The organism is Stenotrophomonas sp. MH181796 (genome assembly GCF_009659995.1).
In the GTDB taxonomy this organism is placed as follows: Bacteria; Pseudomonadota; Gammaproteobacteria; order Xanthomonadales; family Xanthomonadaceae; genus Stenotrophomonas; species Stenotrophomonas riyadhensis.
Window position 1 is genome coordinate 235187 of the sequence record NZ_RAHU01000002.1, and the last position, 20748, is coordinate 255934.

The 20748-nt window shown below is 65.7% G+C and carries 19 protein-coding genes; 6 read left to right on the forward strand and 13 right to left on the reverse strand.

The features are described 5' to 3' along the window. Positions 1–17: 17 nt before the first annotated feature. From D5301_RS04840 to D5301_RS04850, 3 genes are all read left to right on the forward strand, one after another. The gene (locus tag D5301_RS04840) at positions 18–653 is read left to right on the forward strand and encodes a LysE family transporter (RefSeq protein ID WP_153855010.1); all 636 of its coding nucleotides are present in this window, start codon (positions 18–20) and stop codon (positions 651–653) included. 94 nt (positions 654–747) lie between these two features. After that, the gene (locus D5301_RS04845; protein ID WP_324187270.1) at positions 748–1530 is read left to right on the forward strand and encodes a lysine transporter LysE; all 783 of its coding nucleotides are present in this window, start codon (positions 748–750) and stop codon (positions 1528–1530) included. Between the two features lie 139 nt (positions 1531–1669). Further along, positions 1670–2887 carry an amidase family protein gene (locus D5301_RS04850; RefSeq protein WP_153855011.1) on the forward strand — a complete coding sequence of 406 codons (1218 nt, stop codon included), beginning with the start codon at positions 1670–1672 and terminating at the stop codon, positions 2885–2887. Between the two features lie 263 nt (positions 2888–3150). Here the strand turns inward: D5301_RS04850 and der are convergent, their stop codons facing one another. From der to ndk, 7 genes are all read right to left on the reverse strand, one after another. After that, positions 3151–4548, reverse strand: coding sequence for a ribosome biogenesis GTPase Der (gene der / locus D5301_RS04855; RefSeq protein WP_014036905.1), 1398 nt, complete (start codon positions 4546–4548; stop codon positions 3151–3153). Positions 4549–4565: 17 nt separating this feature from the next. Beyond that, a complete protein-coding gene (gene bamB, locus D5301_RS04860) occupies positions 4566–5774 on the reverse strand; it encodes an outer membrane protein assembly factor BamB (protein ID WP_110712031.1) in 1209 nt (402 codons plus the stop codon). Beyond that, positions 5774–6412 (reverse strand): tetratricopeptide repeat protein, encoded by a 639-nt coding sequence (locus D5301_RS04865; protein ID WP_043884373.1) that lies wholly within the window; start codon positions 6410–6412, stop codon positions 5774–5776. The genes bamB and D5301_RS04865 overlap by 1 nt, the downstream gene beginning before the upstream one ends. A 65-nt stretch (positions 6413–6477) precedes the next feature. Next, positions 6478–7350 carry a RodZ domain-containing protein gene (locus D5301_RS04870; protein ID WP_164161818.1) on the reverse strand — a complete coding sequence of 291 codons (873 nt, stop codon included), beginning with the start codon at positions 7348–7350 and terminating at the stop codon, positions 6478–6480. A gap of 18 nt (positions 7351–7368) precedes the next feature. Beyond that, a complete protein-coding gene (gene pilW / locus D5301_RS04875; RefSeq protein ID WP_153855012.1) occupies positions 7369–8154 on the reverse strand; it encodes a type IV pilus biogenesis/stability protein PilW in 786 nt (261 codons plus the stop codon). Further along, a complete protein-coding gene (gene rlmN / locus D5301_RS04880) occupies positions 8141–9346 on the reverse strand; it encodes a 23S rRNA (adenine(2503)-C(2))-methyltransferase RlmN (RefSeq protein ID WP_248860368.1) in 1206 nt (401 codons plus the stop codon). The genes pilW and rlmN overlap by 14 nt, the downstream gene beginning before the upstream one ends. 10 nt (positions 9347–9356) lie before the next feature. Then, positions 9357–9782, reverse strand: a complete 426-nt coding sequence (gene ndk / locus D5301_RS04885; RefSeq protein WP_008265389.1) for a nucleoside-diphosphate kinase — start codon at positions 9780–9782, stop codon at positions 9357–9359. A 325-nt stretch (positions 9783–10107) separates the two neighbouring features. On the opposite strand from ndk, the gene D5301_RS04890 reads away from it, so the two are divergent. The 3 genes from D5301_RS04890 (at position 10108) to D5301_RS04900 (ending at position 14481) form a co-directional block, all read left to right on the forward strand. Continuing rightward, the gene (locus D5301_RS04890; protein ID WP_006431024.1) at positions 10108–10761 is read left to right on the forward strand and encodes a TetR family transcriptional regulator; all 654 of its coding nucleotides are present in this window, start codon (positions 10108–10110) and stop codon (positions 10759–10761) included. A 39-nt stretch (positions 10762–10800) separates the two neighbouring features. Further along, a complete protein-coding gene (locus D5301_RS04895) occupies positions 10801–13173 on the forward strand; it encodes a 3-hydroxyacyl-CoA dehydrogenase/enoyl-CoA hydratase family protein (RefSeq protein WP_153855013.1) in 2373 nt (790 codons plus the stop codon). A gap of 99 nt (positions 13174–13272) precedes the next feature. Beyond that, positions 13273–14481, forward strand: coding sequence for an acetyl-CoA C-acyltransferase (locus D5301_RS04900; RefSeq protein WP_005409292.1), 1209 nt, complete (start codon positions 13273–13275; stop codon positions 14479–14481). 556 nt (positions 14482–15037) lie between these two features. Here the strand turns inward: D5301_RS04900 and galU are convergent. The 6 genes from galU to D5301_RS04930 form a co-directional block, all read right to left on the reverse strand. Further along, positions 15038–15916 (reverse strand): UTP--glucose-1-phosphate uridylyltransferase GalU, encoded by an 879-nt coding sequence (galU, locus tag D5301_RS04905; protein ID WP_110712026.1) that lies wholly within the window; start codon positions 15914–15916, stop codon positions 15038–15040. Then, the gene (locus D5301_RS04910) at positions 15913–17826 is read right to left on the reverse strand and encodes a nucleoside-diphosphate sugar epimerase/dehydratase (RefSeq protein ID WP_110712025.1); all 1914 of its coding nucleotides are present in this window, start codon (positions 17824–17826) and stop codon (positions 15913–15915) included. Before D5301_RS04910 ends, galU begins: the two co-directional genes overlap by 4 nt. Before the next feature lie 3 nt (positions 17827–17829). Next, the gene (locus tag D5301_RS04915) at positions 17830–18819 is read right to left on the reverse strand and encodes a glycosyltransferase family 4 protein (RefSeq protein WP_153855014.1); all 990 of its coding nucleotides are present in this window, start codon (positions 18817–18819) and stop codon (positions 17830–17832) included. Between the two features lie 3 nt (positions 18820–18822). Continuing rightward, positions 18823–20001 (reverse strand): lipopolysaccharide assembly protein LapB, encoded by a 1179-nt coding sequence (lapB, locus tag D5301_RS04920; RefSeq protein ID WP_110712023.1) that lies wholly within the window; start codon positions 19999–20001, stop codon positions 18823–18825. 6 nt (positions 20002–20007) lie between these two features. Continuing rightward, positions 20008–20292 carry a lipopolysaccharide assembly protein LapA domain-containing protein gene (locus D5301_RS04925; RefSeq protein ID WP_049447858.1) on the reverse strand — a complete coding sequence of 95 codons (285 nt, stop codon included), beginning with the start codon at positions 20290–20292 and terminating at the stop codon, positions 20008–20010. 75 nt (positions 20293–20367) lie between these two features. Then, the gene (locus tag D5301_RS04930) at positions 20368–20673 is read right to left on the reverse strand and encodes an integration host factor subunit beta (protein ID WP_005409286.1); all 306 of its coding nucleotides are present in this window, start codon (positions 20671–20673) and stop codon (positions 20368–20370) included. Between the last annotated feature and the right edge of the window lie 75 nt (positions 20674–20748).

The window sequence follows — 20748 nt, forward strand, 5'->3', positions numbered from 1 at the left end:
AGCCGCCGCCGGACCCGATGGAACAGTTCCTGATCATCGCCACCGTACATTTTCTCGCCCTGCTCTCACCCGGTCCCGACTTCTTCCTTGTTGCGCGCACTGCGATCACCTCTGGCTGGCGCACCGCCAGTGGCGCCTGCGCAGGCATCGCCCTCGGAAATGGCGTCTTCATCGTGGCCGCCTTCACTGGAATGGCCATGCTGCGCGCAGATAGCGCAGGGTTCATTGCGGTGCAGTTGGCGGGCTGCGGGTTCCTGCTGTACCTCGGCACGCTGTTCCTGCGCCATGCGGGTTCGACGACGCTGCAGGCATCTGACGCTGCCGCCGGATCGCGAGCGGACGGTGCCCACGGATGGTGGAAGGCGGCAGGGCTGGGCGCCCTGTCTGCGCTGCTGAACCCGAAGAATGCGCTGTTCTACGCAACGTTGGCGGCAATGCTCAACGGCCCGCAGGCCAGCGCCGCAACGAAGTTCTTCTATGGCGCGTGGATGTTCGGCATCGTCCTGCTATGGGATCTGCTGGTAGCCGCGCTGGTCGGCCACCCGTGGGTGCTGCGTCGGTTCGCACGCGCCCTGCCCTGGCTGGAACGGGCCGCAGGGCTCCTGATGATTGCGCTGGCGCTATGGATCGTCGTGTCGCTGTGGGTGGGCTGATGCCGGCGATTCGCGCCTGTCGCAATAGCGTTCAATACGGCGCGTCCGCACCAACCCACACTCGGCACTTTCTGTAGGTCGGTGGCAGGTTTACGTGCAGCAGTTCTTCATCGTCGCGGTGCTGTACGGCTTCGCCATGCTCCTGCCTGCTTCCAATCACGCGAAGATCCTGCGCACCGCAATGGGCGCGGGCGGGCACGCCGCCATGGCCGCGTCGTTCGGTATCGCCACCGGTACGGGCATCATCTGCGCCACGGCCTTCGTTGCAGCGGCCATGCTGGGAAACCGCGGCCTGTGGACGCTGGCGATGCAGTGCACGGGCTGCCTCCTGCTGCTGCGCCTGGCGGGCATGTGCCTGCGCGATGCCGGGCTGACCACCCTCTCTCCGCTTTCCCTGCAGATGCCCTGGGGCCTGAGGGCCCGCTCCCGTTGGCCGCACGCCGAGGCTGGATGCCTGTTGGCGCTCGCCAGCACCAGCAACTGGATGCTGCAGTTCGCGTTGGCTGCCCTGCTTACCGGCCTCGTTGCCGACACGGGCACCCAGGCCGCTTACGTGGCCGGCCCGAGTGGCGTCGCACTGTCGCTCGGCCTGCTGATGGCGTGGCTCGGCAGCCATCCGCGCAGGGCACAGGGGTGTTGCCGATTGCTTCCATGGCTGGAGCATGCCGCGGGCCTGCTGATCGGGGCGGTGTCGGTGGCGTACCTGGCAGGTGCACTGGGTACGACCCTGGTCTGGGCAAGCATCACGGGGCAGGTGCAGATGCCGGAATCGATCCCCGCCACAAGCCAGGTGCAACCGGCTTCAACATCGCGGCGCGGCCGGGGCATGCCATGCGCGTTGCCGCATTGCCGCGCTCGTCGCAGCAGTCCGCCATGATCGAGACATCGAGAACCAAACCCATGCCTGGCTGGCACGCCCAGCGCGCCCGCAACAGCAGCGTTCGGGTTTCATACTATTAGGCCGATGTTCGCACGGACAATCGCCACAACGCTTCGGAACCGACCACGAGATGAGCATGCACAGTAGTTACCCTGATGATCCGTCCGGCTCGATCGTCGAAAGGACCGACATAGCACCGCTTGGAGCAGGGCCTTTGGAGGGAACAACCTTCACGGTGAAGGACAATATCGATCTGGCGGGTCATAAGACCTCCTATGGCAGCCCCGCTTGGCGGGCCAGGCATCCTGCGCCGAAGCTCAATGCGCTTTGCGTCGATCAGGTATTGGCTGCGGGCGCGCGCTGCGTGGGTAAGGTCGTCGCGGACGAATTCACGTATAGCCTCGACGGCGAAAGCCAATTCTTCGGCACGCCGGTGAATGCCAGGGCTCCAGATCGCATTCCCGGCGGCTCTTCAAGTGGATCGGCAGCGTCGGTCGCCAATGGCGTGGCCGATTTCTCCATCGGCACCGATTCGGGCGGCTCAATCCGTGTTCCTGCGAGCCTGTGCGGCATCTGGGGCATGCGCCCATCCCTGCATCGGATTTCCGAAGCCGGCGTGCTGCCCTTCATGCCGAGCGTCAGCACGGTGGGCGTCGTTGCCGCATCATTGAACCTGCTTGATGCAGCGACACGGGTTTTGCTGCGCAGCAGCTCAAGCCAGCCGGCGCCGCTGCGACGTATCCTGGTCCTCGCCGATGCGCTGGACATTGCTGACGAAGCAGTGAGAAACCAGGCGGATGCCGCCTTGCAGGCGATCGCCACCCGCACCGGCATCGTGCCGGAGACAGTCCGCTTCTCGCAGATCGTCGGCGCGGACGTTCCGCTAGTCGATTGCAATGTGAAGGCGCTGCGGAATCTGCAGACGGCCGAATTCCAGAGCACGGTCGGCAACTGGATCGAAACACACAAGCCCGAGCTTGGCTTTGCCTTCTCCATGGCGTATGGAAATGTGCAATCGTTCGACCGGCTTACCGCACTCGACAGCATCACCCGCTGCGAATGGTTCTTCGAGAGGATCAATGCTTTCCTCATGCCCGGAACCGTCATCTGCTTCCCCACGACGCCGGTCATTGCCCCCCTCAAGGGATCGCTGACGACGCTGGAGGCCGTGCTGGACTTCTACGATAGGACAATGGCGATCACCGCCTTTTCCGGTGTCGCGCGGCTGCCAGAGATTTCCATGCCGTTGCTGACTATCGACAATTGCCCGGTTGGACTCTCTGTTGCCGCCGGTCACTATCAGGATGAATTCCTGCTGGCCTCAGCCAGGCAGATGATAGAAGGAATTGCATAAGTCGAATCCCGTCGCTGAAAGGTCCCCTCGTCGAGTTCCACATCGAGGTAGGTCCCCCAGCGACCGCCTAGCGCACATCAATCAGCACGGCGCCGTAGGCCAGGCGCTCACGCGGGGGAAAGCTCTTCGATGCTCGAGGCCGCATTGTCGGGCACGTGGCGCCGGACCGCCTCGACCGGTATCTGCGAACACGGGGGATTGCCGGCCAGCGGCCGGCACTACCACAAACGAAAAAGGCGGCCCTGCGGCCGCCTTTCTCTGCATCACTTGCCCTTGACGTGCTTCATCAAGCGCCGCTTGGCCTTGACCTGCCGCTCGGTGAGGACATTCTTCTTGCCCTCGTACGGGTTGGTGCCCTCGCGGAAGATGAAGCTCACCGGCGTGCCGATCAGCTTGAAGCGCTTGCGGAAGAAGTTCTCCAGGTAGCGCTTGTACGATTCCTGCAGTTCCTTCAGGCGCGTGCCGTGCACGATGAAGGTCGGCGGATTTGCCCCAGCCGGATGCACGTAACGCAGCTTGGAGACGTGGCCGCGGATGGTCGGCGGCGGGTTGGTCTCGTACGCCACTTCCAGCGCCTTGTTCACTTCGCTGGTGGTGAAGGTCTTGTTCGCCGATTCGTGCGCGCGATGCACTGCACGGAACAGCTCGCGCAGGCCCGAGCCATGCTTGGCCGAGATGCGCACCGACTCGGCCCACGGCACGAAGCCCAGCTTCAGCGACAGCATGGTTTCAGCCTGCTCGCGCTGGTACTCGGTCAGGCCATCCCACTTGTTGATGGCAATGACCAGCGCGCGGCCGGCGTCGAGCACGGCACCGAGCACGGTGGCGTCCTGGTCGGTCACGCCTTCGGTGGCGTCGAGCATCAGCACGGCCACCTGGCACTGCTCGATCGACTGCATGGTCTTGACCACCGAGAACTTCTCGACGACCTCGTCCACGCGCGAACGACGGCGCAGGCCGGCAGTATCGATCAGGCGGTATTCGCGGCCGTCACGCTCCAGGTCCACTGCGATCGAGTCGCGGGTGGTGCCCGGCACGTCGGAGGCGATCATGCGCTCCTCGCCGAGGATGCGGTTGACCAGCGTCGACTTGCCCACGTTCGGGCGGCCGACGAAGGCGATGCGGATGCGGTTCGGATCGTTGTCCAGCTCTTCGCCGCTGCCTTCTTCGGGCAGGCGCTGGATCACTTCGTCCAGCAGGTCGTCCAGACCCTGGCGATGCGCGGCCGACACGGTCAGCATCTCGCCGAAGCCGTAACGGGCGAATTCCGAACGCACGGTGTCCTCGTCGGTGCCGTCGATCTTGTTGATCAGCAGCAGCGTCGGGCGCGACAGCTTGCGCAGCCAGGCCAGGATCTCGTCGTCCATCGCCGACGTTCCCTCACGGGCGTCGACCACGAACAGGATCAGGTCGGCTTCCGCCGCAGCGGCGCGGGCCTGGCGGGTGGTAGCCCCTGCCAGTCCCTCTTCCTCTTCCGCGATACCGCCGGTGTCGACGACGAGGAAATGATTGTCCTCGTCCAGACGGCAGACACCGTAGTTGCGGTCGCGGGTGACGCCGGGCTGGTCATGGACCAGCGCGTCACGGGTGCGCGTAAGCGCATTGAAAATAGTCGACTTGCCGACATTCGGCCGTCCAACCAGGGCGACCAAAGGCAGCATCGCGATTACTCCAATTTTTAATTTGCCAACCGGAAGGCGGTCAGCTTGCCATCAACGTTCTGCACCAGCAGCACCCCGTCTACGACGACTGGCTGGGCCAACAGGGCGTCGCCGCCGCTCTTCGCCCGTGCCGCCATCGCACCATCGGAGGTCTTCAGCCAGTGCACGTATCCCTTGTAGTCACCGACGACCACGTAATCACCCTGCAGAGCCGGGCCGGTCAGCGAACGACGCGCCAGCTCGGTCTGCGACCACATGGCAGCGCCGGTCGCCTTGTCCAGGCCGAACACGCCACCCTTGTTGTCGGTAACGAACACATTGCCCGACGACACCGCCACGCCACCTGCACCGCCATGGTCGCGCGCCCACAGCGGGCGACCGGTCGGGCCTTCAATGGCCATGGTCTGGTTCTTGAAGCTGCTCACGAAGAGGGTGTTGCCCTCCAGCACCGGGGCACCATCGACGTCGGCCATGCGCTCCAGCTCGGTACGGCCTTCGCCGTTGCCGAGGTTCTGCTCCCACAGGGTACGCCCATCCTGCATGGCGAGCGCGGCAACCGCGCCTTCGTCCTTGCCGATGAACAGCACGCCCGGGCCGGTGACCACCGGGGCGTTGCCGCGCACGGTCAGCGCCGGCAGTTCGCTCGGGTTGAACCACTTCTGGGTGCCGTTGCCAGCATCGAAACCGGTGACGCGGCCATCGTTGCTGCGCACGAAGACCAGGCCCTGGGCCACGGCCGGTGCGGCAATCACTTCACCCGGGACACGGGCGCGCCACTTCTCGCTGCCATCGTTGATGTCCAGGGCAATGACCTGGCCATCCAGCGTGCCGATCACGACCAGGTTCTCACCGACACCCGGGCCGCCGGACAGGCGCAGCTTCGGCTTCTTCTTTTCCTTCTGCGGCTCCCAGGTCCAGACCTTCTTGCCGGTCTGCAGGTCGATGGCGTGCACGCCACCGGTGATCGCCGCAGCGAACACATGGCCGTTGGCCACGGCCGGGCCCTGGCGCACGCCGATGCGGCGCTCACCCTTGCCGAGGTTGACCGACCAGATCTTGTTGACCTTCACGCTCGGCTCGAACTTGACCAGCTCAGCCGGCTCCTGGGCCTTCTTCGCCGCCGCGTCCTTGCCGGCGAACCAGCCCTTCATGGTGCTGCAGCCGGTCAGGGCCATGCCCATCAGGAGCACGGTGGCGACGCGGGTGATCATGACCTTCTGACTCATCAAACCGACTCCGCAGGGGCGGCGACCGTGCCGCCGGCATCCATAACCTTGGTTTCCAGCAGGCGCCGCTGCGGCGCTGCCACGTCCAGCGACTTCAGCGCCTTCTCGTACTGTGCACGGGCATCATCACGCTTGCCCTGCGCCAGCAGCGCATCGCCATGGATTTCCAGGCTGCTGCTGTCGGTGGCGCTGCCCAGCAGCTTGATGGCTTCGTCGCTCTTGCCGGTGGCCACCAGCAGGCGGGCCACACGCTGGTCGACCACGCGCTGCAGGTCACCTTCGACCTTCACGGCGCGCAGGGTGGCCAGCGCTTCTTCATTCTTGCCGGCGTCGACCTGGGCCTTGGCCAGCTGCAGCGCCGCGAGGTCGCCGTAGATGCTGGACGGGCCGGCTTCGAGCGCCTTCACTGCCTTGGCGGCATCGTCGAGCTTGTTCTGCTGCAGGCCGACCAGCGCCTTCTGGTACTCGACATTGGCCGAGGCCAGCTTGCCGCCCTGATCCTTCTGGTACCACTGCCAGCCGGCAATGGCACCGATCGCGATGGCTACGCCACCGAGGATGCTGGCGCCATTCTTCCGCAGCCAGCTGCGGACGCGTTCACTTTGTTCGTGCTCGTCGAGCAGATCGTCGATCGCCATGCGTACTCTCGCCCCGCCCGTCGGGAGGGACCATTGGGTTTAATCGAAGGTGGTGAAACCGCGCCTCAGTGCGAAACCGGGACTACGGAGCCTTCAGAGGATACCTGAAAGCGTGCCACGTTGGCTCGCTGGTAGGGGGTCAGATCGACGATAGCGCCGTTCTGCTGAACCTGGACCGCCGAGGCGTTGCCCAGGGTCACCCGGGTTACCTGGCCCGGGGTGAAGCTGCGGCTTTCGCCGGACTTGATCAGCGCCTTCTCGACGGTGGCACCATCCGGGCCGCCGATGTCGACCCAGCTGTCGCCGCTGAACTGCATCTCCAGCGTGTTGCCGACCGCGGCCGGCGCGGGCGCCGAACGCGGCACCGGGGCCAGCGAGGCCACGTACGGGGTCGCGGCCGGCTTGCTGGCCGGAGCGCTGGCCACGTCAGCCGGCGCTGCCGGCTCCACGCCTGCGGCGGACGGGGTCACCGGCACCGCAGCCGGGATCGCGTCCAGCGAGGCGGTGCTTGGCGACGGGGTGGCGCTGCCATCGAAGTGACCACGGGTGGCGAACCACACCGGCACGGCCAGCACCGCGGTGATGCCGACATAGAGCATGCGCCGACCGAGGTTCTCGGCAATACGGCGCGCGCGCGGGGTATGGGTATGGCTGACCAGGGTGGGCGGAACCACCGGCCCGACCTGGGCCTGCTCCAGCAGCTGCCCCACGTCCACGTTGAGCAGGCGCGCATAGCTGCGCAGCTGGCCGCGCACGAACACCGGCGCGCCGAGCTTCTGCCATTGTTCTTCTTCCAGCGACCTGACCACCTGGACCGGCATGCGCAGGCGCGAGCCGACATCTTCGAGGGTCAGTCCGGCCGCCTCGCGGGCCTGGCGCAGGCGGGTGCCGCAGCCGGCCGCAGTCTCGAGAGCGCTCACAGTCTGGTCATCAATCACAATGCATCAACCCTGGAGTTAGGAGCCCGCTTCCTGCGGAAATTCCTGTCGAATCCGCTGAAGATAACGATCAGATGCCGCCCGATCGCCCAGCCGCGCTTCGATTTGAGACGCAAGTTGTAACACGGAACGCGTTGCGGGTGCAGCCGCAATCCTACGTTCGGCGAAGGCCCGGGCCTCCATGTAGCGGCCCTGGCGGTAGCTCAGCTGGGCCATCGCCTCCAGCGCAACGGGGTTGCCGGGCAGTGTCGCCAGTGCCGCGCGCAGGTCGCGCTCGGCACGCTCGAACTGGCCCGCGTCCAGCGCACAGCCGCCGGCATTGGCCTGTGCTTCGGCCGGCGTGGCATAGCCCGGCGCCTGCAGCGCACGGTCGAACCAGATCAGCGATTCGGCCGGTCGGCCTTGCTGGCACAGCCAGGCACCGTAGTTGTTGAGGATGTCGCCGCGCTGCGGCGCCAGCTCGGCAGCCCTGCGGAAGTTCTCGCCGGCCTGCTGGATACGCCCGCGGCGTTCGTCGATGCCGGCCAGCAGCACCAGGCCGTCCGGCGCATCCGGGGCCAGCTTCTGCGCCTCGCGGACCTTGCGCTCGGCGGCGTCGAGGTTGCCAACCTGCATGTCACGGGCTGCCAGGGCCAGCAGATCCTGCCAGCGCACCTGGCGGCGTACGCTGTCCGGATCACGGACCGAGTACACCGGCGCCATGCTGGGGCCCACCTTGGCCTTGGAGTGGGATTTGCAGCCGCCGACCGAAATGGCCAGCACGCCTGCGAACAGGACCAGCCAGAGGCGGTCAGGCCGCGGCATCGCTCCCCTTCCCCGCCTGCAGCGACTTGTTGAACTCCGCCTGGCGGCGGGTGCGGTCCATCACCTGGCCCTTGAGCTGGCCACAGGCGGCGTCGATGTCGTCGCCACGGGTGCGGCGGACCATGGTCAGCACATTGCTGTCCAGCAGGATCTTCTGGAAGGCACGGATGTGCGCTTCTTCCGAACGCTCGTAGCGAGTACCCGGGAAAGGATTGAACGGGATCAGGTTGACCTTGCCCGAATCCTTGGCCTGCACCGCGTTGTCGAACTGGCGCATCAGGCGGGCCAACTCGCGGGCATGCTCGGGCTTGTCGTTGATGCCCTTCATCAGGGTGTATTCGAAGGTGACCGATTCGCGGCGCTTGTTGGCGCGCAGGTAGCGTGCGCACGAGGCCATCAGCTCGGCGATCGGGTACTTCTTGTTGAGCGGCACCAGGGTCTCGCGCAGCGCATCGTTGGGCGCATGCAGCGACACCGCCAGCGACACGTCGCTTTCAGCGGACAGGCGGTCGATCTGCGGCACCAGGCCGGAGGTCGACAGGGTCACGCGCTTGTTGGCCAGGCCGTAGCCCAGATCGTCGCGCATCACGCTCATGGCGCGCACGACGTTGTCGAAATTCATCAGCGGCTCGCCCATGCCCATCATCACCACGTTGGTGAGGCGGCGCATCTGGTGCGGCACGTTGCCCAGGTGGCGTGCGGCAACCCACACCTGGCCGATGATCTCGGCGGTGGTCAGGTTGCGGTTGAAGCCCTGGGTGGCGGTGGAGCAGAACGTGCAGTTCAGGCCGCAACCGACCTGCGAGGACACGCACAGCGTGCCGCGGGTCTTGTCCGGGATGTACACGGTCTCGATGGCGTTCTTGCCATCCACGCCCATCGCCAGCAGCCACTTGTGGGTGCCGTCGGCGGAGGGCTTGTCGAACACGATGTTGGGAACCAGCACCTCGGCATGGGCCTGCAGCTTGGCGCGCAGGACCTTGCCGAGGTCGGTCATTTCATCGAAGTCGGTGACGTAGCGATGGTGGATCCACTTCATCACCTGATGGGCACGGAACTTCTTTTCGCCAAGAACCTCGACGAAAAACTTCTCCAGGCCCGCGCGATCGAGGTCGAGCAGGTTCTGCTTGCCAGCCGTGGGTGCCGACTTCGGCAGCGGCTGGATGGCGGGGGACTGTACGACCTCGTTCACGGCATTACTCTCAGCGCGAGACGACTTCGGTGGCGGCGAAGAAGTACGCGATTTCAATCGCGGCATTCTCGACCGAGTCCGAGCCGTGGGCGGCGTTGGCATCGATGGATTCGGCGAAGTCGGCGCGGATGGTGCCCGCAGCGGCTTCCTTCGGGTTGGTGGCGCCCAGCAGGTCGCGGTGGGCCAGGACGGCGTTCTCGCCTTCCAGGGCCTGGATCATCACCGGGCCGGAGATCATGAACTCGACCAGCGCGTTGAAGAACGGACGCTCGCGGTGCACGGCGTAGAAGCCTTCGGCTTCACGGCGCGACAGCTGCTTGTACTTGGCGGCCACGACCTTCAGGCCGGCCTTCTCGAAGCGGGCGTAGATTTCGCCGATGACGTTCTTGGCAACGGCGTCCGGCTTGATGATCGAAAGGGTGCGCTCCAGCGCCATGGGATGTCTCCAATGGAATCGGGCCGCTGATGGCCCGAAGGGTAACATGAAAAAAACCCGCGTCGGGACGCGGGCTTAGCCTGATAAACGTAGGCGAATTGTAAAAGATAAAGCGGCAGCGTGGTAGTGCCGGCCGCTGGCCGGCAGGCTGGCGCCCCATGGGCTGCCCGCGGTTGCCGGCCAGCGGCCGGCACTACCCTTTGCGCCCATTCACCCACCTGAGTGGATTCTGACCGCTGCGGGCAATTTTGCTGCACTGCAAAATGCCATACGCTACCGTCTGGTCCTAGTATCAAACAATCGTTTGATTAAGGTCCGCCCGCCGATGGCCAAACCCGCCCACTTCTCGACCAAGGACCGGATCCTCGGCGCGGCCGAGGAGCTGTTCGCACAGCACGGCTTCGCCGGCACTTCGCTGCGCCAGGTGACCAGCCAGGCCGACGTCAACATCGCTGCGGTCAACTACCACTTCGGCTCCAAGGAAAACCTGGTCAACGAGGTGTTCCGCCGCCGCATGGACGAGATGACCGGCGCGCGCCTGGCGCAGCTCGAGCGCGCCCGCAGCGAACACCCCGGGCAGCTGCGCCCGGTGCTGGCCGCCTTCGTCGAGCCGGCACTGGCGCTGGCCCAGGACCGCCAGAACGGCGGCGCCTTCGTGCGCGTGATCGCCCGCGCCTACGCCGAGAAGAACGACAACCTGCGCAAGTTCCTGTCCGACCACTACGGTCACGTGCTGCGTGCGTTCGGCAAGGCGATTGCCGAATGCGCACCCGACCTGAGCAAGGAAGAGCTGTACTGGCGCCTGGATTTCCTGGCCGGCTCGCTCACCTATGCCATGGCCGACTTCGGGTTGATCAAGCGTCCCGCCGGTGTCACCGAAGCGGCGCATCGTGCCCATGCCGCCCACGAACTGATCCATTTCGCCGAAGCCGGGTTCCGCGCCGCCGCACGCGCCAGCGCCCTGCCCGCTTCCCCTTGATTCCACCCAGTAACTGCTGACCAACAAAGGCCCTACACCATGTCCAATTCCCTGCTAGTCCGCCGCGCCGCCGTGCTGGGTGCCGGCGTCATGGGTGCCCAGATCGCCGCCCACCTCACCAACGCTGGCGTCGACACCGTGCTGTTCGACCTGCCCGCCAAGGAAGGTCCGGCTGACGGCATCGTGCTGAAGGCGATCGCCAACCTGGGCAAGCTGAGCCCGGCGCCGCTGGCCAGCAAGTCGCTGGCCGAAGCCATCACCCCGGCCAACTACGAGTCCGGCCTGGAGCAGCTGAAGGACTGCGACCTGATCATCGAGGCCATCGCCGAGCGCATGGACTGGAAGCAGGACCTGTACAAGAAGATCGCGCCGTTCGTGGCCGACCACGCGGTGCTGGCCTCCAACACCTCGGGCCTGGGCATCAACAAGCTGGCCGACGTGCTGCCCGAGCAGCTGCGCCACCGCTTCTGCGGCGTGCACTTCTTCAACCCGCCGCGCTACATGCACCTGGCCGAGCTGATCCCGGCCACCACCACCGACGCCGCCGTGCTGGAAGGCCTGGAAGAATTCCTGGTCACCACCCTGGGCAAGGGCGTGGTGTACGCCAAGGACACCCCGAACTTCATCGGCAACCGCATCGGCGTGTTCTCGATCCTGTCCACCATTTACCACACCCAGCAGTTCGGCCTGGGCTTCGATGAAGTGGACGGCCTGACCGGCCCGCTGGTCGGCCGCCCGAAGTCGGCCACCTACCGCACCTCCGACGTGGTCGGCCTGGACACCATGGCGCACGTCATCAAGACCATGGGCGATACCCTGCCGAACGACCCGTGGCATGAATTCTTCAAGTCGCCGAAGTGGCTGGACGCGCTGATTTCCAAGGGCGCGCTGGGCCAGAAGACCGGCGCCGGCATCTTCCGCAAGGTCGGCAAGGACATCGTGGTGCTGGACCTGGAGAAGCAGGACTACCGTCCGGCTGATCGCGCTGCCGCGCCGGAAGTGGTCGAGATCCTGAAGATCAGGAACCCTGCCGAGAAGTTCGCCAAGCTGCGCGAGAGCCAGCACCCGCAGGCGCAGTTCCTGTGGGCGACCTTCCGCGACCTGTTCCACTACAGCGCCTACCACCTGGCCGACATCGCCGAGACCGCGCGCGACGTCGACCTGGCCATCCGCTGGGGCTACGGCTGGTCGCTGGGCCCGTTCGAAACCTGGCAGGCCGCCGGCTGGAAGCAGGTCGCGCAGTGGATCGCCGATGACATCGTCGCCGGCAAGAGCATGAGCAACGCCCCGCTGCCGGACTGGGTGTTCGATGGCCGCGATGGCGTGCATGCCGCCGAAGGCAGCTACAGCCCGTCGCGCAACGCCAAGCTGCCGCGCTCGTCGCTGCCGGTGTACCAGCGCCAGCGTTTCCCGGATCCGCTGCTGGGCGAGACGTTCGCGCCGGGCGAGACCGTGTTCGAGAACGACGGCCTGCGCATGTGGCACGACGGTGATGGCATCGCCGTGGTCAGCTTCAAGACCAAGATGAACACCGTGTCCGACCAGGTGCTGGACGGTCTGCAGGAATGCGTCAGCCGCGCCGAGAAGGACTTCCGGGGCCTGGTGATCTGGCAGCAGAAGGAACCCTTCTCCGCCGGCGCCGATCTGGCCGGCGCGCTGGGCCTGCTGCAGGCCGGCAAGGTCGACCAGTTCGAGGAAATGGTCGCCAACTTCCAGCGCACCAGCCAGCGCATCAAGTACTCGCTGGTGCCGGTGGTGGCTGCGGTGCGTGGCCTGGCCCTGGGTGGCGGCTGCGAGTTCCAGATGCACAGCGCCAAGACCGTGGCCTTCCTGGAAAGCTACATCGGCCTGGTCGAGGCCGGCGTTGGCCTGCTGCCGGCAGGCGGCGGCCTGAAGGAACTGGCCGTGCGCGCCTCGCAGGCCGCCGGTCCGGGCGGTGACGTGTTCGCCGAACTGAAGAAGACCTTCGAGACCGTGGCGATGGCCAAGGTCTCCAACTCGGCGGTCAACGCCAAGGAACTGGGCCTGCTGCGCAGCACCGACAAGGTGGTGTTCAACAGCTACGAGGCCCTGCACATCGCCAAGGCCGAAGCGCGCGCCCTGGCCGAATCGGGCTACCGTCCGCCGCTGCCGGCACGCCGCATCCAGGTGGCCGGCGACGTGGGTATTGCCACCTTCAAGATGATGCTGGTCAACATGCTGGAAGGCCGTTTCATCAGCCCGTACGACTACGAGATCGCCGAGCGCATCGCCACCGTGCTGTGCGGCGGCAAGGTCGACCGCGGCACCCTGGTGGACGAAGAGTGGCTGCTGACCCTGGAGCGCAAGCACTTCGTCGAACTGGCCCAGCAGGAAAAGACCCAGGCCCGCATCGCGCACATGCTGAAGACCGGCAAGCCGCTGCGTAACTGATTGATGGCGGGTGCCGGCCCTTGGCCGGCATCCCTCTGCCTCTGGTAGGTGCCCACCTTGGTGGGCACACCGGCAAAACCAATTCGAGAGATCACTGCAATGACCAAGCAAATCCAGGACGCCTACATCGTCGCCGCCACCCGTACCCCGGTCGGCAAGGCGCCCAAGGGCATGTTCCGCAACACCCGCCCCGACGACATGCTTGCGCACGTGCTGCGCAGCGTCGTCGCCCAGGCCCCGGGCGTGGACGTCAACCGCATCGATGACGCGATCATCGGCTGCGCCATGCCGGAAGCCGAGCAGGGCATGAACGTGGCGCGCATCGGCGTGCTGCTGGCCGGCCTGCCCAACACCATCGCCGCACAGACCGTGAACCGCTTCTGCTCCTCCGGCCTGCAGGCCGTGGCGCAGGCCGCCGACGCGATCCGCCTGGGCAACGCCGACCTGATGCTGGCTGGCGGCACCGAGTCGATGTCGATGGTGCCGATGATGGGCAACAAGATCGCGATGGCGCCGAGCGTGTTCGACAACGACCACGTCGCCATCGCCTACGGCATGGGCATCACCGCCGAGAAGGTGGCCGAAGAGTGGAAGGTCTCGCGCGAAGACCAGGATGCCTTCGCCCTGGCCTCGCACCAGAAGGCCATGGCCGCGATCCAGAACGGCGAGTTCAAGGACGAGATCAGCCCGTACGAGATCGTCTCGCACCTGCCGGACCTGGCCGATGGCCAGCGCATCATCACCCGCAACAAGATCGCCGACACCGACGAAGGCCCGCGCCCGGATTCCTCGGCTGAAGGCCTGGCCAAGCTGCGCCCGGTGTTCCGCAACGGCCAGTTCGGCGGCACCGTCACCGCTGGCAACTCGTCGCAGATGAGCGACGGCGCCGGTGCCGTGCTGCTGGCCTCGGAACAGGCGATCAAGGACTACGGCCTGACCCCGCTGGCCCGTTTCGTCAGCTTCTCGGTGGCCGGCGTGCGCCCGGAAGTGATGGGCATCGGCCCGATCGCTGCGATTCCGAAGGCGCTGAAGCAGGCGGGCCTGACCCAGGACCAGCTGGACTGGATTGAACTGAACGAAGCGTTTGCCGCGCAGTCGCTGGCGGTGATCCGCGATTGCGGCCTGGACCCGAGCAAGGTCAACCCGCTGGGTGGCGCGATTGCCCTGGGCCACCCGCTGGGTGCGACCGGCGCGATCCGTACCGCGACCCTGCTGCACGGCCTGCGTCGTCGCCAGCAGAAGTACGGCATGGTGACGATGTGCATCGGCACCGGCATGGGCGCAGCGGGTATTTTCGAGGCGCTGTAAGGTTCAAGGCGTTGCCGGCGGGATGTCGGTCTGCTGCGGGGCCCGGGTGGGTGAGACTGCCCGGGACACGCCGCCCCCCCCCTCCGGGGTCCGGCCCAGCCGCTGGCGGCTGTGCGTTCGGGCGCTTGCGAAGCAGTGCTTCGCAAGCAAAGCGCCCTCACCCCTGGGGGCTTGGCAGCGGCATCCAGGCCGCTGACAGTCCCGGCCAGCCTCACCCACCCGCGCCATCCATCATTCCGCGCGGCGGAGGGATGAGCAAAGGCAGGGGCAAAGGCTGGGGTCAGAGCCCTTTGCGGCGCAAAGGGATCTGACCCCAACAAGCAAAAAGGCAGCCATCGGCTGCCTTTTTTGCTTGTGCTCTTGCCCTTGATTCCGCCCTTCCCGTCCGCTCCGCACGGAAACTGTCGAGAGGGGGCGGATGGCCCTCTCCAAAACCGCTGGCGCCATGGATGGCGCCATCGAGCACCATGGAAGGGCTTTGGCGTGTTTTGGAGAGGGCCATCCGCCCCCTCCCCCACGTATCAATCAAGGCGCAGCACGGAGCGCTTGATAAACCTTATTCCGCCAACATCGCGGTCAGCTTCTCCCGCGCCGGGCCAGCCAGCTTCGGGTTGTCCAGCGCGAAACGGATCGTCGCCTCCACCAGCCCCAGATGCGTACCGCAGTCGAAGCGAGTGCCCTCGAAGCGGTAGGCATCGACCTCTTCGGTCTTCAGCAGCTGCGCGATCGCATCGGTCAGCTGGATCTCGCCACCGGCACCACTGCCGGTCTGCTCCAGCAGCTCGAAAATCTTCGGGCTCAGCACATAACGGCCAACCACCGCCAGATCGCTCGGCGCGTCCTCCGGCTTGGGCTTCTCCACGATCTGCGAAATGCGGCCCTTGCGGCCGTCGAACGCATCAGTGGCAACGATGCCGTAGCTGGCAGTCTTGTCGTGCGGCACGTCTTCAACGGCGATCACGCTGGCACCACTGGCCTCGTTGAGGTCAGCCATCTGCTTCAGCGCACCGGCACCACGGTTCCAGATCAGGTCATCCGGCAACAGCACCGCGAACGGCTCGTCACCGATCACGGCCTTGGCACACAGCACTGCATGACCCAGGCCCAGCGCTTCGGCCTGGGTTACGAAAACCGCGCGCACGCCGTTGGGCAGCACGTGGCGGATCAGCTCCAGCTGCTCCTGCTTGCCGGCACGCTCGAGCTTCTGCTCCAGCTCGTAGGCTTTGTCGAAATAGTCAGCGACCGCATGCTTGTAGCGGTTGGTGATGAACACCAGCGTGTCGCAGCCCGCTTCGATCGCTTCATCCACGGCGTACTGGATCAGCGGTCGATCAATGATCGGCAGCATCTCCTTCGGAACCGTCTTGGTTGCTGGCAAAAACCGCGTCCCCAGTCCTGCGACGGGGAAAACCGCCTTGCGAATTCGCTTGCTCATTGGTGCCTGCTGGCCTCACGTGCCGGAAAAGGCACGACTTTAGCGGATGAAATGTAAGCATCCTGTTCGATCGGAGAGAACTCCGGCATCGTCGCGAACAGGATTTCCTGGATGGTGGTCACGTCGTAACCGGCGACGGCATCGCGCAGGCGCGGGACATTGCCCAGCACCAGGTCGCGCGCGAACGTGCGCACCCCGGCCTCGAGAATCTTCGGGTGTGCCGTCGAACGATAGTCCTCGTCCGAATAGAACAGCGTCTCGTGCAGCTTCTCGCCCGGACGCAGGCCGGTATAGATGATCGGGATGTCCTTGTACGGCTGCTTGCCGGCCAGGCGGATCATCTGCTCGGCCAGCACCCGGATCGGTACCGGCTCGCCCATGTCGAGGGTATAGATGGCGCCGTGCGACGCGGACGCGGCAGCCTGCAGGATCAACTGGCAGGCCTCCGGAATGGTCATGAAGTAACGGCTGACTTCCGGATCGGTCACGGTCACCGGCCCGCCGCGCAGGATCTGTTCGCGGAACAGCGGCACCACGCTGCCGGCCGAGGCCAGCACGTTGCCGAAGCGCACGGTGACGAAACGGGTGTGCGTGGATTTCTGGTCCAGGCTCTGGCAGATCATCTCCGCGTAGCGTTTGCTCGCACCCAGTGCATTGACCGGATCGACCGCCTTGTCGGTGGAGATGAACACGAAGTGCTCAACGCGGGCCTCAAGGCAGGCACGGGCCACGTTCTCGGTGGCCAGGATGTTGTTGCGCACCGCTTCGCGCAGCTGGCGCTCCAGCACCGGGACGTGCTTGTAGGCAGCCGCATGGAAGGCGGTGTCGACCGGATGCAGCGACAGGGCGTGGCGGATCACCGCCGGGTCACCGCAGTCACCCAGCACCGCTTCGATCTCGACATCGGGGAAGCTGCGCCGCAGCTCGCCTTCGATGGTCAGCAGCAGCAGTTCGCTGATCTCCAGCAGGATGATGCGGCCGGCACCATGCCGCGCGCACTGGCGGCAGAGCTCGGAGCCGATCGAACCGCCGGCACCGGTGACCATCACGGTACGCCCGCCCAGCCAGCCACGGATCAGATTCCAGTCCGGCATGATCGGCTTGCGGCCAAGCAGATCCTCGATCGCCACTTCCTTCAGCTGCCCCGGCAGCGACTGGCCCTGCAGGATGTCGCTGAGCTTGGGCACGGTACGGAACGGCACGCCCGTACTCTCGCAGATGGCAACGATCCGCTGCATGCCGGCGGCGTCCAGCGAAGGAATGGCGATCACCAGCAGCTTGGCTGCGGTCTCGCGCACCACCGTCGGCGCATCGTCCAGGGTGCCGAGGATCGGCAGGCCCTGCAGCTTGGCTCCGCGCAGGTGCGGTGCGTCATCCAGCAGGCCGACCGGTTCGAAGTTGCCGGAGCGGCGCAGGTCACGGACCAGGGTTTCGGCCGCCTGGCCAGCCCCCAGGATCAGCACCCGCCGTGCGGACGAATCCGATTGCAGCGACTGGTAATCCTTCCAGGCCCGGTAGAGCAGCCGCGGCGCGCCCAGCAGCGCCGACAGCGCAAACGGGTAGATCACCAGCACCGACATCGGCACGCCATCGAAGCGCTTCCACATCAGCACCAGCACGATGGCGACCATGCCGATGAAGCTGGCCTTGAAGATGTTCAGCAGGTCGCTGACGCTGGCAAACCGCCACAGGCCGCGATAGAGGCCGACACGCCAGAACACCAGCCCCTGCAGCAGCAGCACCAGGGTGGTATCGACATTCCAGAGGGGAAGCTCGGGCGCATTGGGGAGGATCGAGTACCGCCCCGCGTGGAGCAGCTGCCAGCATGCCCAGACCATGAACAGGTCGTGGCAGACGATCGCCGAACGCGGCATCACGCCGAGAATTCTGTCCCGCCAGGGTGAAGCCATAAGTCAGGTAGTTCCTTGTCGGTGACGCAATCCATTGCGCAGGAAGAGCCAGAGGGCGCTCAGCGCACTGAACCACGCGATCGCCACGACAGCCTCCCACCTCGGCTGCAAATTGGAGCAGACATTAAGCACTGTAATACTGAACAGGCCCAAAGCAAAGTACATCCCTGTGACCTGGGCATGACTGGCTCCTGCCTGCACCGCCCGCTGGTAGACATGCTGGGTATGGGGTTCCATCCAGCGTTGTCCGGAAATGATGCGCGCCAGCAACGTGAAGCCCGCGTCCACGAGGAATGCCGAGGCCGGTACCAGCAGCAGGATCCAGTGGATGTCGGTCTGCACGCTGGCCAGTGCGAGTACTGCCGCCACCGCGTAGCCCAACGCGCCACTTCCGACATCACCCATGAAGATCCGCGCCCGCGGGAAGTTGAACGGCAGGAAGCCCAGGCAGGCCAGCCCCAGGGCCACAGCCGCGAGCGAATACGGCCAGGGCAGCACCGGCGCCAGGCCCAGCGCCACCACGATGGCCTGGCTGGCGGCGATGCCGTTGATCCCATCCATGAAGTTCCAGATGTTGATCAGCGAAGCGGTGAACAGCAGGACCAGTGCAGCCAGCAGCCAGCTGCCGCCATGCACCTTGACCAACGCGGCCAGCAGGGCGGCAGCGATGAAGTGCACCAGCAGGCGACGCATGGCCGGCAGCGGCCTGTGGTCGTCCCACCAGCCGATGCCCGCCACCAGCACCAGCCCCAGACTGGCAACCAGCAGGCTCGGCGCCGATTCGGGCCAGATCCACATTGCCACGCCTGCAGTGACCAGGAGACTGATGACAATGGCGATGCCGCCGCCGCGCGGGGTCGCCACGCTATGGCTGCGACGTTCGCCCGGCTGGTCCATCAGCTGCTGGCGCAGCGCATAGCCGCGCGCGGCCCACGTCAGCGCCGCACTCAGCAGGGCCAGCCCCAGCAGCGCGCCCATCACGAGCCACGGCATGGATCAGAGCACCGCGTAGTTCAGCAGCGGCTTGACCGTGCCCCACTCCTTGCAGCTCGGGCACTGCCAGTGATGGGTGCGCGCACCGAAACCACAGCGGGTGCAGCGGTAAGCGGGATTGCGCACCAGCAGCTGGTCGGTGATGTGCTTGAGGTCGTGCAGGGTGGCAGTGGAATCGGCGCCCTCGGCCAGCGTCAGGTCGATCAGCGCGGACTCGCCACGCACCGACGGACGATCCTTGAGCTGGCGACCGAGGTAGGCACGGGCCGGGGCCACGCCCTCCTGCTCTTCCATCAGGCGGGTCAAGGCCAGCACCGGCGCAATGCCACGGTAGTGCTCGGTCATCTCCGACAGGAATGCCCGCGCGCCCCCCAGATCACCCACCTTGCGATAGTTCTGCATCAACGCCGGCAGCAGCTCCGGCAGGTACTCGGGGTCGTTGCGCGCGGCGCGCTCGAACGCACGCACCGCGGCTTCGGCGTTGCCCGCATCCGTCTCCAGGCGCCCTTCGATGATGCCCGCGCGTACCGACATGGCGTCGGCCTGGTAGGCACGGGCGATCGCCGCCCTCGCCTCTTCCAGCTTGCCGGCACCGCGGAAACGCTCGGCCAGCTCGCATTCGAACTGCCCGATCAGCTTGCCCATCGGCTCGCCGGTCACCTCTTCGAAACGGGTGGCGTTGTCAATCGCCTTTTCCCAGTCACGCTCGGCCTGGTAGATGCCGATCAGATGCTTCAGCGCCTGCGGAGCACGCTGGTCCAGCTGCGCCAGCTCGGTGAACACGGTCTCGGCACGGTCCAGCAGGCCGGATTTCATGTAGTCCTCGCCCAGCGCCAGCAGAGCCTGCACGCGCTGCGCATCGCTCAGGTCATGGCGGTTGACCAGGCCCTGATGCAGGCGGATGGCGCGATCCACTTCACCACGACGGCGGAACAGGTGGCCCAGCGCGACCTGGGTTTCGAAGGTTTCCTTGTCCAGCTCGGCGATGTGCAGGAACAGCTCGATGGCCTTGTCCGGCTGCTCGTTGAGCAGGTAGTTCAGACCGCGGAAGTAGGTGCTGGACAGGCGGCTGACCTGGTTGTCACCGTGACGTTGACCGCCGCGTCGCCCGATCACCCACCCGGCCAGTGCGGCCAACGGAACGAACAGGAAGAACCAGAACCACTCGGTGACGAAATCCATCTTCGATCAACGTCCATCAAAAGATTGGGGGGAAACACCCGCGGCCGGCGTGGCCGCCACGGACTTGTTGGCGCGGCGCAACTGGCTGTAAAGCGGAATGACCACGCTCACCAGCACCAGGCCAGCACCGACCACGACACCGATCAGCAGGGCAGCAATCAGCGCCACACCGACGGACGTGTTCAATTGGGTAAACAGCAGGTTGATCGACATCGCGGTCATATTGACCGCACCAATGATCAGCCCAAGGATCAGGACCGCCAGCAGGACCAGCAGACGAAAAACCTTCATGCGACAGCTCCAGTGGCAGGAGTCCGTAGCTTATCCGACTCGCGGCTGGATTCGCACGCGGTGGCGCGACGGGGCTCAGGCCGGATCGGCGTCCAGCGGCAGCACACTGCTGACCCGCTCGCGCAGTTCCTTGCCCGGCTTGAAATGGGGGACGTGCTTGCCCGGCAGGGCAACCGATTCGCCGGTCTTGGGGTTGCGACCCAGGCGCGGCGGACGATAGTGCAGCGAGAAGCTGCCAAAACCACGGATTTCGATGCGATCCCCGGCGGACAGCGAGCCGCCCATCATTTCCAGCAACGACTTCACCGCCAGATCGACATCATCGGCCTTCAGGTGCGCCTGGCGGCGCGCAAGGATTTCGATCAGTTCGGATTTGGTCATTACCGGCTCACATCAGGGGCATCTCAGCCTGAAACGGCCCGGGCAATGCCCGGGCCGTCCAGGAAACAACGAACA

Coding starts and splice junctions, on each gene's coding strand:
- D5301_RS04840 (WP_153855010.1), top strand. CDS start 18: ATGGAACAGTTCCTGATCATCGCCACCGTACATTTTCTCGCCCTGCTC.
- D5301_RS04850 (WP_153855011.1), top strand. CDS start 1,670: ATGCACAGTAGTTACCCTGATGATCCGTCCGGCTCGATCGTCGAAAGG.
- der (WP_014036905.1), bottom strand. CDS start 4,548: ATGCTGCCTTTGGTCGCCCTGGTTGGACGGCCGAATGTCGGCAAGTCG.
- bamB (WP_110712031.1), bottom strand. CDS start 5,774: ATGAGTCAGAAGGTCATGATCACCCGCGTCGCCACCGTGCTCCTGATG.
- D5301_RS04865 (WP_043884373.1), bottom strand. CDS start 6,412: ATGGCGATCGACGATCTGCTCGACGAGCACGAACAAAGTGAACGCGTC.
- pilW (WP_153855012.1), bottom strand. CDS start 8,154: ATGCCGCGGCCTGACCGCCTCTGGCTGGTCCTGTTCGCAGGCGTGCTG.
- ndk (WP_008265389.1), bottom strand. CDS start 9,782: ATGGCGCTGGAGCGCACCCTTTCGATCATCAAGCCGGACGCCGTTGCC.
- D5301_RS04890 (WP_006431024.1), top strand. CDS start 10,108: ATGGCCAAACCCGCCCACTTCTCGACCAAGGACCGGATCCTCGGCGCG.
- D5301_RS04895 (WP_153855013.1), top strand. CDS start 10,801: ATGTCCAATTCCCTGCTAGTCCGCCGCGCCGCCGTGCTGGGTGCCGGC.
- D5301_RS04900 (WP_005409292.1), top strand. CDS start 13,273: ATGACCAAGCAAATCCAGGACGCCTACATCGTCGCCGCCACCCGTACC.
- galU (WP_110712026.1), bottom strand. CDS start 15,916: ATGAGCAAGCGAATTCGCAAGGCGGTTTTCCCCGTCGCAGGACTGGGG.
- D5301_RS04910 (WP_110712025.1), bottom strand. CDS start 17,826: ATGGCTTCACCCTGGCGGGACAGAATTCTCGGCGTGATGCCGCGTTCG.
- D5301_RS04915 (WP_153855014.1), bottom strand. CDS start 18,819: ATGCCGTGGCTCGTGATGGGCGCGCTGCTGGGGCTGGCCCTGCTGAGT.
- lapB (WP_110712023.1), bottom strand. CDS start 20,001: ATGGATTTCGTCACCGAGTGGTTCTGGTTCTTCCTGTTCGTTCCGTTG.
- D5301_RS04925 (WP_049447858.1), bottom strand. CDS start 20,292: ATGAAGGTTTTTCGTCTGCTGGTCCTGCTGGCGGTCCTGATCCTTGGG.
- D5301_RS04930 (WP_005409286.1), bottom strand. CDS start 20,673: ATGACCAAATCCGAACTGATCGAAATCCTTGCGCGCCGCCAGGCGCAC.